This is a genomic window from Bacterioplanes sp. CLAM21, assembly GCF_059641015.1.
In genome coordinates this window covers 2,468,495-2,483,237 of the sequence record NZ_CM184929.1, presented here as the reverse complement: position 1 = coordinate 2,483,237, position 14,743 = coordinate 2,468,495, and the positions used below count along the sequence as shown (strand labels likewise).

Annotated in this window: 15 protein-coding genes; 1 reads left to right on the top strand and 14 read right to left on the bottom strand. The window is 52.9% G+C overall.

The features are described 5' to 3' along the window. Nucleotides 1–47: 47 nt before the first annotated feature. Nucleotides 48–1,064 carry a site-specific integrase gene (locus AC55FS_RS11495; protein WP_496932391.1) on the bottom strand — a complete coding sequence of 339 codons (1,017 nt, stop codon included), beginning with the start codon at nt 1,062–1,064 and terminating at the stop codon, nt 48–50. Between the two features lie 232 nt (nt 1,065–1,296). On the opposite strand from AC55FS_RS11495, the gene AC55FS_RS11490 reads away from it, so the two are divergent. Continuing rightward, complete coding sequence (locus AC55FS_RS11490) at nt 1,297–2,310, top strand: DNA-binding protein (RefSeq protein WP_496932390.1); 1,014 nt, start codon at nt 1,297–1,299, stop codon at nt 2,308–2,310. Between the two features lie 36 nt (nt 2,311–2,346). Here AC55FS_RS11490 and gorA read toward each other — a convergent pair whose 3' ends face one another. The 13 genes from gorA to AC55FS_RS11425 form a co-directional block, all read right to left on the bottom strand. Next, a complete protein-coding gene (gene gorA, locus AC55FS_RS11485; RefSeq protein WP_496932389.1) occupies nt 2,347–3,702 on the bottom strand; it encodes a glutathione-disulfide reductase in 1,356 nt (451 codons plus the stop codon). A gap of 12 nt (nt 3,703–3,714) precedes the next feature. After that, complete coding sequence (locus tag AC55FS_RS11480; protein WP_496932388.1) at nt 3,715–4,218, bottom strand: type II secretion system protein M; 504 nt, start codon at nt 4,216–4,218, stop codon at nt 3,715–3,717. Then, the gene (gspL, locus tag AC55FS_RS11475; protein ID WP_496932387.1) at nt 4,215–5,426 is read right to left on the bottom strand and encodes a type II secretion system protein GspL; all 1,212 of its coding nucleotides are present in this window, start codon (nt 5,424–5,426) and stop codon (nt 4,215–4,217) included. The genes AC55FS_RS11480 and gspL overlap by 4 nt, the downstream gene beginning before the upstream one ends. Further along, the gene (gene gspK / locus AC55FS_RS11470; protein ID WP_496932386.1) at nt 5,423–6,466 is read right to left on the bottom strand and encodes a type II secretion system minor pseudopilin GspK; all 1,044 of its coding nucleotides are present in this window, start codon (nt 6,464–6,466) and stop codon (nt 5,423–5,425) included. Before gspK ends, gspL begins: the two co-directional genes overlap by 4 nt. Continuing rightward, nucleotides 6,463–7,170 carry a type II secretion system minor pseudopilin GspJ gene (gene gspJ / locus AC55FS_RS11465; protein WP_496932385.1) on the bottom strand — a complete coding sequence of 236 codons (708 nt, stop codon included), beginning with the start codon at nt 7,168–7,170 and terminating at the stop codon, nt 6,463–6,465. The genes gspK and gspJ overlap by 4 nt, the downstream gene beginning before the upstream one ends. After that, on the bottom strand, nt 7,170–7,529 hold the full coding sequence (gspI, locus tag AC55FS_RS11460) for a type II secretion system minor pseudopilin GspI (protein WP_496932384.1): 360 nt from the start codon (nt 7,527–7,529) through the stop codon (nt 7,170–7,172). Before gspI ends, gspJ begins: the two co-directional genes overlap by 1 nt. Beyond that, nucleotides 7,519–8,103, bottom strand: a complete 585-nt coding sequence (gene gspH / locus AC55FS_RS11455) for a type II secretion system minor pseudopilin GspH (RefSeq protein ID WP_496932383.1) — start codon at nt 8,101–8,103, stop codon at nt 7,519–7,521. The genes gspI and gspH overlap by 11 nt, the downstream gene beginning before the upstream one ends. Beyond that, nucleotides 8,103–8,543 carry a type II secretion system major pseudopilin GspG gene (gene gspG / locus AC55FS_RS11450; protein ID WP_496932382.1) on the bottom strand — a complete coding sequence of 147 codons (441 nt, stop codon included), beginning with the start codon at nt 8,541–8,543 and terminating at the stop codon, nt 8,103–8,105. Before gspG ends, gspH begins: the two co-directional genes overlap by 1 nt. Nucleotides 8,544–8,554: 11 nt before the next feature. Then, a complete protein-coding gene (gspF, locus tag AC55FS_RS11445) occupies nt 8,555–9,784 on the bottom strand; it encodes a type II secretion system inner membrane protein GspF (RefSeq protein ID WP_496932381.1) in 1,230 nt (409 codons plus the stop codon). A 2-nt stretch (nt 9,785–9,786) separates the two neighbouring features. Further along, nucleotides 9,787–11,322, bottom strand: coding sequence for a type II secretion system ATPase GspE (gene gspE / locus AC55FS_RS11440; protein WP_496932380.1), 1,536 nt, complete (start codon nt 11,320–11,322; stop codon nt 9,787–9,789). Between the two features lie 13 nt (nt 11,323–11,335). Further along, nucleotides 11,336–12,673 (bottom strand): UDP-glucose dehydrogenase family protein, encoded by a 1,338-nt coding sequence (locus tag AC55FS_RS11435; protein ID WP_496932379.1) that lies wholly within the window; start codon nt 12,671–12,673, stop codon nt 11,336–11,338. A gap of 114 nt (nt 12,674–12,787) precedes the next feature. Then, complete coding sequence (locus AC55FS_RS11430; protein ID WP_496932378.1) at nt 12,788–13,714, bottom strand: electron transfer flavoprotein subunit alpha/FixB family protein; 927 nt, start codon at nt 13,712–13,714, stop codon at nt 12,788–12,790. Between the two features lie 14 nt (nt 13,715–13,728). Then, nucleotides 13,729–14,478, bottom strand: coding sequence for an electron transfer flavoprotein subunit beta/FixA family protein (locus AC55FS_RS11425; protein ID WP_496932377.1), 750 nt, complete (start codon nt 14,476–14,478; stop codon nt 13,729–13,731). Between the last annotated feature and the right edge of the window lie 265 nt (nt 14,479–14,743).

Below are 14,743 nucleotides of genomic sequence, written 5' to 3'. Positions count from 1 at the left end.
GAAATGGACCATGATTGAAGATAACGAATCAATGATTAATTTTTGCATCAGCTGTCATCCGTTACCATCAACTGCGCCATTTGCTGCATGAGCGGAGTAGCTGCATTGTCTTCCAGCTGGCGCCCTTCTTCGATGTATTCCCACACGGTGGCATCGCTTTTCCAACCACCTTGTTTTTTGATCAGAGCGAAGTCGACATTGGCGCGAGCGGCACTGGTGGAAAGACCGCGGCGCAAGCTATGGCTGCTTAACTCAGGCACAAAAGCAAAATTCAGCGCCCGCCCTAAGTCTTTTAACACATCGTTTATAGCACTGGCTGGCAGGGCTTTATCACGCAGCTGGCCCCAGCGATTAATGGGCCGAAACAACGGACCCTGTTTAAGCCCCGTGGCCTTTAACCATTGCTGAATGGCATGGCACGGACAATAGCCGTGTTGGCCTTGCGGCAACGCTCGGCTCGTGCCGCTGCCCTGCTGGTCGGTTTTTGAGCGAGGCAGATGAATAATCACGCCCTCTGGCTCCCATTGCAGTTGTTCTACCTGAATGGCCACCAGTTCACTGCGCCGAAAGGCACCAAAAAAACCGCACAAAATAATCGCCAGATCGCGCAGTTGCTTAAGGCTGGCTGGCTGCTCCTGGCTTGGCGTTAACCGTTGCGCCATGGCGGCGATATGCTCTAAACGCAGCGCTTTGGCCTTGCGCTTGGGTTGGCCGTGTTGGCGGCGAATGCCTTCGAGGGTTTTTCGCACCAGCGGGGTTTGCGCTGGGTCATTCAATTCTTGATAGCGGTGCCATTGGCTAATAGCAGTGAGATGCAGTGTCAGGCTGCGGCTATTTAAGCGCTGTGCTTGAGCCAACAAGTAGCGCGTTAGTGTATCGCTGTCACACGGTAGGCGCCCTCCCCACTTTTCAAACTGACGAATGGCAGAGCTGTAGGCTTTGCGCGTATTGGCAGAGGTCGATGCCTCTAGATACTGGCGTAGCTGCTGTTGCTCTATGCCTGCGGGCAGATGGGTCTGCTGTTGGGGCTGTTTTGTCTGCTGGCTAGTGATCTGTTTTTTCATACCGTGTTTTGAACCGCGTTATTGGCAGGGGTTCGGTGTTGCAGCTGTTGGTGGGTGACTGCTGCAGCCTACTGTACTGCTTGGTACGTGTATTTGGCCTTAGTTTAGCAATATAACCTGCGATAATGATATTTATCGTCGGTTATATCTGAGACCTCATGTTTGTTTGTATTTTGACCTATATAACGTAATATTACATGATACGTAATACAGCTATTTTCAAGGAAAATCCATGGCACGAAACGGCGTCAGTTACGACGATATAGCCCAGGCAGCCGAGCACATTCGCAGCGAAGGACAAGCCCCAACCGTGGACCGGGTACGCGAAGTGTTGGGAACAGGAAGTAAGAGCACCATCGGCCCACTGCTAAAGCGCTGGCGCAACGCACAGCAAGCAAAACCTGACTTGCCAAGCGATATCCTCGACAGCGTGCACAGCCTGCATCAGCGTTTACAGCGCCTGGCTGATGAGCGCATTGAACGCGTACAGCAAGACTTTGAAGCCCTGAGTGATGCCCAGCAGGCGCAGATCAGCGAGGCGCTAGCGCGCATAAGCGAGCTAGAAAGCAGCGAAACATCCCTCAGCAAAGAATGTGAGCAACTTAAAGAGACGTTGGCGCAGCAAGAGCGTGCACTGCAGCAGGTTAGCATTGAGCTCAGTAAAACCTGTGAACAGCGTGATCAAGGCAAGATTCAGCTAGAGGAGCTAAAGGATCTGCTTAAAGAGCAGCGACAAGAAAATAAGGACATTCGCCAGCACTTTGAGCACTACCAGCAGCGCAGCATTGAAGAACGCCAGCAACAACGCGAACAAGCACAGCTAGAAATACACAGCCTGAAACAGCAACTACAAACCCTGCAGCAACAACTGCAACAAGGCCAGCAATACACGCAGCAACTGGTCCTGCAAAATGACGGCTTAAGCACCCAATTGCAGCAGTTAGAATCACACAGCCAACAGCAGCAGCAACACAGCGTGCAGAAGATTCAGCAGCTGGAGCAGCAGCTTGATCAACAAGCCACCAAGCTGCAGCAGCAACAAGACGACGGCAAGCAATGGCAGTGGCAACTGGCCCAAGCCACTAAAGAACTTAGCGACAGTAAACAGCAGCTGTATCAACTGCAGCAAGCAAACAGCGCACAACAACAGGCATATGAGCAGGAAAAACAGCAGCTGCTGCAACAGAGGGCGCAGCTGGAGGGACGCTACCAGCAGCTACAAGAGCTGCTGGCCGATCAATCTTAACACTCGACCGAAGTCATCGCCTGGCTTGCAGACGAGTTAATCGCGTGGCGTTCGCAGGGTAACAAACTCTTCCGCCGCAGTGGGATGAATGCCAATGGTCTGGTCAAACTGAGTCTTAGTCGCACCCATTTTAATGGCCACGGCCAGACCCTGCATGATTTCACCGGCATCGGGGCCTACCATGTGCGCGCCGATGACCTTATCTGTACTGGTCTGCACCACCAACTTCATCAAGCTACGCTCAGGCAGGCCACTGATGGTGTGTTTCATGGGACGAAACGACGACTGGAAAATGGTGACATCCTGACCATAACGTGACACAGCTTCAGATTCGCTGAGGCCAACGGTGGCGATATTGGGCTGACAAAACACCGCCGTGGCAATGTTATCGTAATCCAAGCTGCTGGTATCACCTTCAAACTGCTGCGCCACCAACTTCATGCCTTGAGCCAGAGCGACAGGGGTTAATGCCGGCGTGCCAATAACGTCGCCAAGAGCAAATACTGACGGCACGCTGGTGCGGAAAAAATCATCGGCGATGATGGTGCCATCGCTGCGAGTATCGATACCCAGCGCCTCCAAATTAAGACCGTCTGTCATCGGCCTGCGTCCGGTGGCGTACATCACACAGTCGCAAGCAATGCGTCCGCCCGACTGCAAATGACACATCAGGCTGCCATCGGACAGTTTTTCGATGCGGGCAATATCGCACTGAGTTTGAATCTTCACGCCCTTGGCCGCCACCTGCTCTGCCGCAAATTCACGCACATCATCATCAAAGCCACGCAAGATTTGCTCACCGCGATACAGCAAGGTGGTATCTGAGCCCAGGCCGTTAAATATGCCAGCAAACTCTACCGCGATATAACCGCCGCCAACGACCACGACCCGCTTTGGAAACTCATCCAGATAAAACGCCTCGTTAGAGGTAATGGCGTGTTCGATACCAGGAATGTCCGGCGTAAATGGCCAGCCACCGGTAGCGATCAGGATGCGTTCGGCGCTGTACTGCTGGCCATCGACATCGACGGTATGTGCATCGACCAAGCTGCCACTGCCGCGCAAAATCTGAGCGCCAGAGTTTTCAAGCAGATTGTTATAAATGCCGTTTAGGCGTTCAATTTCTGCGGTTTTGTTGTCGCGCAATGTAGGCCAGTCAAAATGGTTTAACTGCCCATCAACACCAAAACCCTTGGCTTCATGAAACTTCTCTGCGTATTCAGAGGCGTACACAAACAATTTTTTTGGCACGCAGCCAACGTTGACACACGTACCACCCAGGTAGCGATTTTCCACCACCGCCACCTTGGCACCTTTAGCCGCTGCCATGCGTGACGCTCGAACACCACCGCTGCCCGCGCCAATCACCAATAAATCAAAATCGTAACTCATAGCCACCTCTCGTTAGCTTTGGGTCAGTGTGGCGCGCAAATTGACGCGGCCGACTTCGGTGCGATCAATGGTCACCAGGGATGAGCGAATATTGTCCTGCTGCAGCTGCTCCAGCCAGCCGATGGCGTCGTCAAAGGCAACGTTGTCGAGCCAGATGCGAAGATCAGAACCGTCTTGCTCATAGCGACTTAAGCTCAAGCCGTATTTTTGTGCTTGCTGGGTAATGCGTGCCAGGATGGGGCCACCCTGGCCGCTGCTACGCGCACCACCAAAACGATAAGCATTGTCAGCGATCAGGGTATAGCTCGCCAAGCTGCGCTGATATTGCTGCTGCAGTGCCGCGTTTTTCTGCACCAAGGGCGCCACCACTAACATCAGCACCACGGCTATCCCAGTCAGACTGGCCGCCACTTTTACGATCTTTTGATCGCGTGCACTAAGATGGCCGTACCAACCATTCCAGGCTTGCCACACTCCAGATTTTTGCAGCTCTTGTTTTAACGTGTCTAATTTCATGCCCGGCTCCCTACTTTTAAGCGCCCTTTAACGCCTTTGGCATCATTACTGGCGGTTGCCACCTCAGCTTGTAGGCCAGCACTTTCGAGGGCTTGGCGGAAACTTTGCAGCTGACTCAGCTCAGCCGCCGTGACCTCTAGGGTTAGCTGTTTGTCGCGGTCACTGAAACGCATGGATTGTAGCTCCAGTGACTTGCTGTGGCTGCCCTGGGCATAGACTTGCGCCGTTTGATTGACCAAGGCGACAAAACCATCGTTGCTTCCGCCGCCCGTGCCGCCTTTAAGTTTTTCGCGAAATTGTCGCTCTAAACTGCGAATACGTTCGCTGGGGAACAAGGATCGATATAACTGATTGGCTTCATTACGCACCAGCTTTTCGCGTTGACTGAGCTGATGGTTTTCCACCATTAAGGTGGCCACCAGCAAAACGGTGACCGAAGCGGCCAGGCCAGCCAAAGGTCGCCACCAGGCCGGTGGGCGTTTTTCGTTGCTGGCACTAACGCCGTACAAGCCGGCCAGCAAGTTAGTGTGTTTTTTATCGAGGCTACGCTGCAAGGCTGCCTCGGTGGCGGCGATACGGGCTTCGATCTCTCCCAGCGCATCGCTGTAGCCGCTCTCCAGCGTGGTTTTGAGCAGCTGCGCCTGATCCATGGTATCGGCCAGAATCAATAACGGCGCCTCGCCGTCTTCGATCAGCTGGCTTTCCAGTACCGCGTTTAACGCCATATCACTGACCCAGCCCTCAAACCGCCCGGGCCAGCACCAGAGCCAACCTTGCTGCCAGCGCACCAGCTGATTGCCATCGGCAAACAGCTCGGTTTCGGGTATTAATTCACTAATGCGCAGATGATGAAGCTGGCAAGCCTGAACCAGATCATCCAGTTGTTGCTGCTGCACGGCATAAGCGCATTGGCGTTTGTCGTGGGCCTGGCCTGGCACAATCAGATAGTCTTCAGGGTCACTGATTAGCTGCTCTTCTAATGCAAACGGCAGCGCCCTGGCCAAATGACGTTTGCTAACACCGGGCAAGGAAACCCAATGGGCGGAGTAGTTTTGGCCACTGAGCAGCAAGCGTACGCTGCTTAAATCCGGCTGTTCTGCCGCCCATTGCGTTAATGGTTGCGGCGCTAAAAATCCCTGTTCTGGCTGCCAGGGGCTGATAAACCATTGGCTACTGGTGGCCAACCATTCAACCCGTGCTGTGATCATGGCAATGTCCGATTATTGTTAACTGCGGTGGTAGAAAGTCCCGGCGCATTGGCTGGGCGCGCCTCGCGGCGACTGAAATCTCGATACAAAGTGCTCAGGCTGCCATCACTCTGGTTGCGCTGCAACAGGGCCTCCATGGTGGCAATGCGACCGGCAAACTCAACCCGGGCAAACATTTCAAAATATTCACTTTTGATATCAAAGGCGGCTCGATCCCACTGAGTCGTAGCCGGCTGATCTTTATCGCGGTCTTTATTCTCTGCTTGGGTAAAACGCGAAATGGCGGACGAGTTCCAAAAATCATCCAAGCTAGTAAAGCCTTTTTCACCACGTTCAGCCGCCAATGCCTGCCCGTCGGCTAATGACATACGCTCATCCAAAGCGGCTAACACCACTGGCGACGCCGTATTCACGTTTAATGTCACTGTCATTGGCAAGCAGCTGACATACGGCTCCAGGCGTTTATAAGCATCCAGTGTGACGCCTTCAATGAGCATTAACTCAGAGCTATGGGTGCATGCGCGATAGGCCGCCCGATAAGGATGAGTTTCACGCGATAGATAGAGCTCATCGGCCTGGCTTTCTGGATTTAACCAACGCTGCCACTGACTGGCGATCAAAGGGTCGAGCCCTAGCTGATTCAGCAAGTTGCGAAAGCGGCGCAGCTGAACATCACTATTACTGGCTTTCGGTAACAAGCTATTGAGGTTAAAGCGTCCTTGGGCATCGGCAATTTTTAGCAGCACTTTGCCAGGGTCAGGATCGAGGGGCAATACGCGTTCCTGCGCCCACTCTTCATTAAGGTGATCTATGCTGGCATCGTTTTTCCAGTCCAGATACAACCCTGTTTTGACCGCATCTTCGGCGCCATCGGCATAGGCCCGAGCGCGTTGAATATCGAATAAGGTAGACGCGCGTTGGATATCGGTGGATTCACGCTCAATCATCGCCGTTGCCAGCAAAGATACAAAAGCAAACACCATTAACACCATCAACAGGGCAACGCCGCGCTGGCGACCAATCCGAGCCATCGACATCATGGCAGATCCCCCGCGGTCAGCAGCCAAGTGCGCTCAATTTCTCCAAACGGCACCAGTTCTATGCGCCAACGCAGTGCGACCACAGAGGAGCTACTATCGGTGCCGGTTAGTGCCGGCCAGCTGCTGTACCAGTCCTGGCTGGCATTACCGCTTGCCGGTTTGCCCTGGCGTACCAGCACTTCCATTTCTAATCGGTCAACTAGCTCGTACACCACCTGCTGAGCAGGCTCACTGTCATTGGCGCGATCCAAAACCTGCCAGTAATAGCGCACCAGACAGTCGCCTTCTGGCTCGCTAATGCCCCACTCAAACAAGCGCTCGCGCGCAGGCTCACAGGCATCACTGTCGATATCTTCCAGACGATAGGCGACACGTTGCAGCTGAGAGCGTGGATCGTCAGTCACTGGAGAGTTACGCCAGCCGGCACGGCTGAATTCAATCGGGTATTCGCCAACATCTAGCTGCAATGCTTGTTGCTCATCACCAAATACATCGCGTATCGGCCGATCGATATATTGGCGAAGATCACGATTTAATACCTGATTTAATCGCTGCAAACTTTTTAATTGATCCGCTTTGCGATCGGATACTTCTTTGGCCACCAAAGTACCGCTCAATAACTGATGAGCACCCACGCCTATGGTTGCGGTAAAGGCAATGGCCAGCAGTACTTCCAGCAAGGTAAAGCCACGAGAAAAGGACATCAGTGCTTACCCACCAAAGTAGACAGCCGAGTTAATTCACCGCCTTCATCTTCACGGCTAACGGCCACAGTGACTCTGCGGGTATCAGGCAATGGTGTTTCTTCGACTTGGGTGACAATAAACCATTCGCGTCCGGCCATATCGACCTGGTCGTTGGTTTCGCTAACGTTGGGGTAGCCTGCAAGGCGCATCTCTACCAAGCGGTTTTCAGCGACTAACATGGCCAGGGTCTTTTCTTCCATCGCCAACAAATTCGACGTGGTTTGGCTGTTGACGCTAGCAATACTCGATGCCACCACAGCAAAAATGGTGATGGCGATCATCACTTCCAGTAGGGTAAAACCGCGCTCAGTCGTCATAATCTTTTAATTCCAAACGAAGCGGTGCAAAGCCGTCGCCCGACAACTGATAATAAAAACTGGCATCTTCATCGTGTTCCAGCACTAAGCGAAACGGTGTGTATTCATCCGAAGACAACAGCAGTAACGCCGGCAAAGGACCGTCGTCCTGCTCTAAAAATTCTGCAAAGTCGACTTCGTCATCATCTAGGAACAACCGCATGCGCACACTGTCTGGCACCTTAAGCTCAGACTTTAAACGACCGGCGGTGTGTGGCTGCCATGGGTTTTTCTTCAGTCGATCGAGCTCTTTAGCGTCCAGATTGGCTGAAAATTCCTGGCTATAGACATCCTGATAGCTCAGCAGCAGCAAGGTTTCGCTATCCATTGCCAAGCCAAGGTCGATATTTTGAAAGATCGCTTCCTGGTGCAAAGATCCCAGCCAAAGTTGCATTTGCTGGCCAAACTGCTTGGTATCCCGACGCGCTTGATCATTGGAGACATTGAGCATCACAATGCCCATCAAACCGCCAATGAGCATCAGTACCACCAGGATTTCCAGCAGGGTCACCCCCTGCTGGTAACGCTTAGTCATCAATCCAGTGAACTGATGTCAGCAGCTTCGCCTTCGCCGCCTTCTTGACCATCGGCGCCCATAGAAACAATTTCGTATTCGCCTTTATCGGCAAAGTACAGAAACTCGTTTTCCCAGGCGTCTTTAGGCAGCTTGTTGCCTTTGAGGTAGCCACCGTCGCGGTAGTTCTTAGGCTCCGGGCTGCTGGATGGCTTATTGATCAAAGCCTCCAGACCTTGCTCCGAGGTCGGATATACGTAGTTATCCAACTTGTACATATCAAGAGCGTTTTCGATCAGTTTCATCTGGCTCTTGGTGGTCTTAATGCGCGCCTCGCCCGCTGAGCCTAAAACGCTGGTCGCCACCAATGACAAAATGCCGCCAATGATGGCCAATACCACCATGACCTCAATAAGGGTAAAACCGCTGCTGGCAGCGATACGAGATGAACGAGAATACATTGTCAGAACTCCTACTGAACCATTTGTTGTAACTGCACGATGGGCAGCATGATGGCAGCGACAATGACACCCACCACGCCGCCCATAACCAATAACATCACCGGCTCAAAAATCTTTACCAGAGCCGAGACGGTGTTTTCTAGCGCTTCTTCCTGTTGGCGGGCGGTACGCGCCAGCATGCTGTCTAGCTCACCACTGTTTTCACCCGAGGCAATCATATGCAGCATAATGGGGGAAAAATAGCCGGTTTCACGCAATGCCTGGTGCAAACTGCCGCCTTCACTGACAGACACGGTGGCTTCCGTCAACGAGGACTGAATGGGTTTATTGGCCACGACCTGACTGGCAATGCGCATGGCTTCCACCAAGGGCACGCCGCTGCTGGTCAAGATGGCCACGGTGCTGCCAAAGCGAGCGGTATTGGCATCTTTAATAAAACGACCGATGCCAGGGACCTTGAGCAAAAAAGCGTGATACTTGTATCGAAATGCCGGTCGTCGCATGGCTCGCCAAAATGCCAGCAGCAGACCCGTCACCGTCACTAGCGTGTGTATCCAGTAGCTTTGAATAAAATCACTGGCGCTTAATACTGCGGCGGTGAGCCAGGGCAGCTCCTGTCCATTTTTAACAAAAACATCAACGATGTCGGGGACCACCCATACCAGCAAGGCCACCACAACGGCAAAGGCAACAATCATCAACACCAATGGGTAGATGGCCGCCAGTTTAATTTTTTGATTCGACGAGTGCTGGGTTTCGGTGTAGTCCGCTAGACGGTTCAATACACCATCGAGCTGACCGGCATGCTCGCCCGCGGCCACCGTAGCACGAAACAGCTGCGGAAACGCCCTGGGGTAATCACCCAGCGCCTGGGCCAGGGTATAACCTTCTAAAACTTTGGCACGAATGGCCAAAATCATCGCCTGCACCGACTGCTTGGTGGTTTGATCGGCCAGAGCCTTGAGCGATTCATCGATGGGCAAACCAGCAGCGATCAACGTCGCTAATTGGCGCGTTAATAACGCTAAATCTGCCACTGATAATGATGGGCCGCGCTGTGTCCAGCGACTCCACGCACTGCCGCTGGCGTTATTGGAGGCCGACCGGGTTGCCTCAACGGACAGCGGCATCCACCCCTTATCGCGCAATTTTTGCCGAATTTGACGGGCGCTATCGCCCTCCAATACGCCTTTTTGCTGTTTGCCTTTGGCATCCAGCGCCTGAAACTCGAATGCTGCCATGCTTATCCCTTAGCAACCCGCAGCAGTTCTTCAATGGTGGTGCTGCCGGCCAATACTTTACGAATACCGTCCTGGCGAATGCTGGGGCCCAACTCCCGCGCATGCAATTCCAGCTCTTGCTCACCGGCCTTGTCGTGAATCAGGGTTTTCATATGCTCATCAACCTTGATGATTTCATATATACCCTGGCGACCGCGGTAGCCCAATTGGTTGCACTTGTCGCAGCCTTTGGCGTGATAAATCAGCGGTGGTTGCTCGGGATCAGCGCCCAGCAGCTCACATTCAGAGCCATCGGCCGGCGCCGGCTGCTTGCAGTCATCACACAACACCCGCACCAAGCGCTGGGCAATAACGCCCACCACGCTCGATGACAATAAAAAAGGCTCAACGCCCATATCTTGCAGTCGGGTAATAGCGCCGACGGCGGTGTTGGTGTGCAGCGTCGATAATACGAGGTGACCTGTGAGCGATGCCTGGATGGCAATTTCAACGGTTTCTAAATCGCGAATTTCACCGATCATGACCACGTCAGGGTCCTGGCGCAAGATGGCCCGTAACCCCTTGGCGAAGGTCATATCAACCTTGGTATTTACCTGGGTTTGGCCAATGCCCGGCAGACTGTATTCCACTGGGTCTTCCACCGTCAGAATATTGCGACTGGCGTCATTCAGGTCACTAAGAGCGCCGTACAAGGTGGTGGTTTTACCTGAGCCCGTTGGGCCGGTCACCAAGATAATGCCGTGGGGCTTGGAGATGATGTCGCGCATGGTATTAAGGTCACGCGTCGACATACCTAGCTGACCAAGACTCATGCGGCCGGCTTGTTTATCCAGCAATCGCATAACCACTCGTTCACCATGACTGGACGGCATGGTTGATACCCGCACGTCAACTTCACGGCCGCCAATACGCAAGGCAATACGGCCATCTTGTGGCACCCGCTTTTCAGCGATATCCAGCTTGGCCATAACCTTGATACGAGATACCAACAGCGCTGCTAGTGCACGCTTAGGCTGCACCACTTCACGCAGAACGCCATCTACACGAAATCGCACAATCAGGCGCTTTTCATAGGTCTCGATATGAATATCTGAAGCGTTGTCTTTCACCGCTTCGGTGAGCAATGCGTTGATTAGGCGGATAATCGGCGCATCGCCTTCTTGCTCGAGCAAGTCTTCGGTTTCCGGCACAGAGTCAGCCAGACTGGCTAAGTCCATGTCTTCTCCCAGACCTTCTACCATTTCCATGGCTTCGGACGAGTCGCTTTGATAAGCAAGGCCGAGGCGACGATCAAATTCATCACTGTTGACGGCTTCTAGGCGAAACGCATGGCCCAGATGACGCTGCACTTCCATCAAGGCAACGGCTGATAGGCCCTCTTTATGGACCAAGGTAAGCTGCTGACCGCGACCTTCAACCACCACGCCAAAACGGCGAGCAAAGCTGTACGGCAGCTGCTGCTCTCGTTGCGGTATGGCATCAACCTGAACCAGGTCAGCGTCTTGTTGTTCAATATCAGGCATGGCTACTGCTGTCATGAATTGTTCCGTCTCAGGCTATGTCCCGGCCAATGCCGGTGTAGTCAAAGCCCTGTTGTTTCAAACTGTGCGGATCATACTGGTTACGACCATCAATTATGATGGGCTGCTTCAAAAGTTTACCAATTGCATTAAAATCCGGCTGCCTGAAGGGCTTCCATTCCGTTACCAGTACCATGGCATCGGCATCTTCCAGTGCATCGTATTGATGGGCGCAGAGCACAATAGTTCCATTGTCGAACCAAAGGCTCGGGAAATATTTTTTGGCTTCCGCCATGGCGACTGGATCATAAGCACGAACCTTAGCGCCAGCATTGACCAAAGCGTTGATTAGCTCAATCGAGCTGGCCTCGCGCATATCATCGGTGCCAGGTTTAAACGCCAGCCCCCAGATGCCAATGGTTTTATCACTAAAGTCATCAAAACGCTGCTGTAACTTTTCAAACAGGCGCTGCTTTTGCGCCTTATTGCGCGCTTCGACGGCATTGAGAACATCGGTGCGATAATCAAAGGCCTCACCCATACGAATCAGGGCTTTTACATCTTTAGGGAAGCAGGAGCCGCCATAACCACAGCCGGGGTAAATAAAGCTGTAGCCAATACGCGAGTCAGCGCCGATACCTTTGCGCACCTGCTCGATATCGACCCCCATACGCTCTGCAAGATTGGCCATTTCATTCATAAAGGAAATCTTGGTGGCCAGCATGGCATTGGCAGCGTATTTGGTCAGCTCGGCATCGCGCACGCCCATAAACATCACTTTGTCATGATTGCGCGAAAACGTCTGGTACAGCTCGGCCATCACTTGTCTAGCGCGATCCGATTCTACGCCAATAACGATGCGATCGGGACGCATAAAGTCATCAATGGCCGCGCCTTCTTTTAAAAATTCTGGGTTAGAGACGACGTCGAATGACACGCTCACACCGCGCTGATCCAGCTCTGCTTGGATGGCTGCGGTGACCTGATCGGCAGTGCCGACGGGTACGGTCGATTTGTTGACCACGATGGCGTCGTGACTGAGGTGTTGGCCTAGGGTGCGGGCAACGCTCAACACCTGATCGAGATCGGCTGAGCCATCGGCATCTGCGGGTGTGCCAACGGCAATAAAGTACAACGATGATTGCGCCATGGCAGCGGCCAAATCGCTGCTGAATCTTAACCGCCCTGCTTTGCTGTTGTTGCCGACAATGGCGTCCAGTCCCGGTTCATAAATGGGAATGTGGCCTTGCCGCAGCTGCTCAATTTTGCTGGCGTCTTGGTCGACACAGATCACCGAATTGCCCATTTCGGCAAAACAGGCGCCGGTAACTAAGCCAACATAACCGCTGCCAACGACAGTGATATTCAACGCAGAGTCCTTGTGTGTACGTTTGGTGCAGGTACGTTACCTTATTACCAAAAAATGACAAGCGCATGACATAAAAAAACCCGGCCATGGCCGGGTTCTTCTAAGCTGTTGATATTACAGCGCATTTTCCAGTTCAGGTACGGCTTCAAACAGATCCGCAACCAGGCCGTAATCGGCCACCTGGAAGATAGGAGCTTCTTCGTCTTTGTTGATAGCAACAATAACTTTAGAGTCCTTCATGCCCGCCAAGTGCTGGATGGCACCTGAGATACCCACGGCAATGTACAGGTTTGGCGCAACGATTTTACCGGTTTGACCCACCTGCATATCGTTGGGAACAAAGCCTGCGTCCACTGCGGCGCGAGACGCACCTACAGCAGCGCCCAGCTTGTCTGCCACCTTGTACAGCATTTCAAAGTTGTCGCCGTTTTGCATACCACGACCACCAGAAACAACAATCTTGGCTGCAGTCAGCTCAGGACGATCAGACTTAGCCAGCTCTTCGCCTGCAAAAGCAGAAACACCGGCATCTTTCACAACATCAACGGCTTCGATGGCTGCACTGCCGCCTTCGGCTGCTGCGTCAAAAGCGGTGCCGCGAACGGTCATCACCTTAATGGCGTCAGCAGATTTAACTGTTGCAATTGCGTTACCCGCATAGATAGGACGAGAGAAGGTCTCAGCATCTTCTACTGCGATCACTTCAGACAGCATGTTAACGTCCAGCAAGGCTGCTGCGCGTGGCAGGAAGTCTTTACCAGTGGTAGTGGCAGCAGCCAGGATATGGCTGTAGCCTTTGCCCAGCTCAGCCACCAGCTCGCCCATGTTTTCAGCCAACTGATGCTCATATGCTGCGTTGTCGGCCAGCAATACTTTAGCAACACCGTCAACTTTAGCAGCAGCTTCTGCTACTGCACCGCAGCCGCTACCAGCGACCAATACATCGATATCACCGCCAATCGCCTTGGCTGCCGTGATGGTGTTCAGCGTAGCGCCTTTCAGAGTGGCGTTGTCGTGTTCTGCGATTACCAAAATAGCCATTACACTTACCTCTGTTACAGCACTTTCGCTTCAGTTTTCAGTTTCTCGACCAGCTCACTCACGCTGGCTACCTTGATGCCGGCTTCACGCTCAGCAGGAGGAGTCACCTTAACCAAAGATTGAGTCGACTTAACTTCAACACCCAGATCTGCAGGTGTTGTCACGTCTAAAGGCTTGCGCTTAGCTTTCATGATGTTAGGCAAAGACGCGTAGCGTGGCTCATTCAGACGCAGGTCGGTAGTAACGATGGCTGGCAGATTCAGTGCCACAGTACGAAGACCACCATCGATTTCACGAACTACGTTTACTTTATCGCCATCAACTGCCACTTCAGAAGCAAAAGTACCTTGTGGCATGCCAGTCAGTGCGCCCAGCATCTGACCAGTCTGGTTGTTGTCGCTGTCGATGGTTTGCTTGCCCATCAGTACCAGTTGTGGCTGCTCTTTTTCAACCACACCTTTCAGTAACTTAGCAACGCTCAACGACTCGAGTTTTTCTTCGGTTTCAATCAGGATGCCGCGGTCTGCACCCAATGCCAGCGCGGTGCGAATCTGCTCTTGCGCTACTTTAGGACCGATAGATACCACGACAACTTCGGTCGCTACGCCTTTTTCTTTCAGGCGAACCGCTTCTTCCACCGCGATTTCACAGAATGGGTTCATCGCCATCTTGACGTTAGCCAAGTCGACGTCTGAATTGTCTGGTTTAACGCGGACTTTCACGTTGTAATCGATCACGCGTTTTACAGCGACAAGAACCTTCATAGATTCCTCGTTTTTCTCTAGTGGATGAACAAAGGGTACTGAATACCTCTCCGCAACGATGACGCCGTCACACGCGGGTACCCTTTCCAGCGCGGCACATTATTGGTCCCTTTATTGACAGCGTCAATAGCGTACGCGCAAGCCGGAGGCGCGGCCTAGGTATTATCCGCAGATTGCGACTTTGCATGGTCGCCTAGATTCACTGCAACAAAGTGCTCGCCACCAATGCTCGCAGCTCTGGCAAGGTTAAAGCAGTTGCCAGCAC

Bases quoted from the DNA above. Each gene is read 5' to 3' on its own strand.
- AC55FS_RS11495 (WP_496932391.1), bottom strand. From the start codon at position 1,064: ATGAAAAAACAGATCACTAGCCAGCAGACAAAACAGCCCCAACAGCAG.
- AC55FS_RS11490 (WP_496932390.1), top strand. From the start codon at position 1,297: ATGGCACGAAACGGCGTCAGTTACGACGATATAGCCCAGGCAGCCGAG.
- gorA (WP_496932389.1), bottom strand. From the start codon at position 3,702: ATGAGTTACGATTTTGATTTATTGGTGATTGGCGCGGGCAGCGGTGGT.
- AC55FS_RS11480 (WP_496932388.1), bottom strand. From the start codon at position 4,218: ATGAAATTAGACACGTTAAAACAAGAGCTGCAAAAATCTGGAGTGTGG.
- gspL (WP_496932387.1), bottom strand. From the start codon at position 5,426: ATGATCACAGCACGGGTTGAATGGTTGGCCACCAGTAGCCAATGGTTT.
- gspK (WP_496932386.1), bottom strand. From the start codon at position 6,466: ATGATGTCGATGGCTCGGATTGGTCGCCAGCGCGGCGTTGCCCTGTTG.
- gspJ (WP_496932385.1), bottom strand. From the start codon at position 7,170: ATGTCCTTTTCTCGTGGCTTTACCTTGCTGGAAGTACTGCTGGCCATT.
- gspI (WP_496932384.1), bottom strand. From the start codon at position 7,529: ATGACGACTGAGCGCGGTTTTACCCTACTGGAAGTGATGATCGCCATC.
- gspH (WP_496932383.1), bottom strand. From the start codon at position 8,103: ATGACTAAGCGTTACCAGCAGGGGGTGACCCTGCTGGAAATCCTGGTG.
- gspG (WP_496932382.1), bottom strand. From the start codon at position 8,543: ATGTATTCTCGTTCATCTCGTATCGCTGCCAGCAGCGGTTTTACCCTT.
- gspF (WP_496932381.1), bottom strand. From the start codon at position 9,784: ATGGCAGCATTCGAGTTTCAGGCGCTGGATGCCAAAGGCAAACAGCAA.
- gspE (WP_496932380.1), bottom strand. From the start codon at position 11,322: ATGACAGCAGTAGCCATGCCTGATATTGAACAACAAGACGCTGACCTG.
- AC55FS_RS11430 (WP_496932378.1), bottom strand. From the start codon at position 13,714: ATGGCTATTTTGGTAATCGCAGAACACGACAACGCCACTCTGAAAGGC.
- AC55FS_RS11425 (WP_496932377.1), bottom strand. From the start codon at position 14,478: ATGAAGGTTCTTGTCGCTGTAAAACGCGTGATCGATTACAACGTGAAA.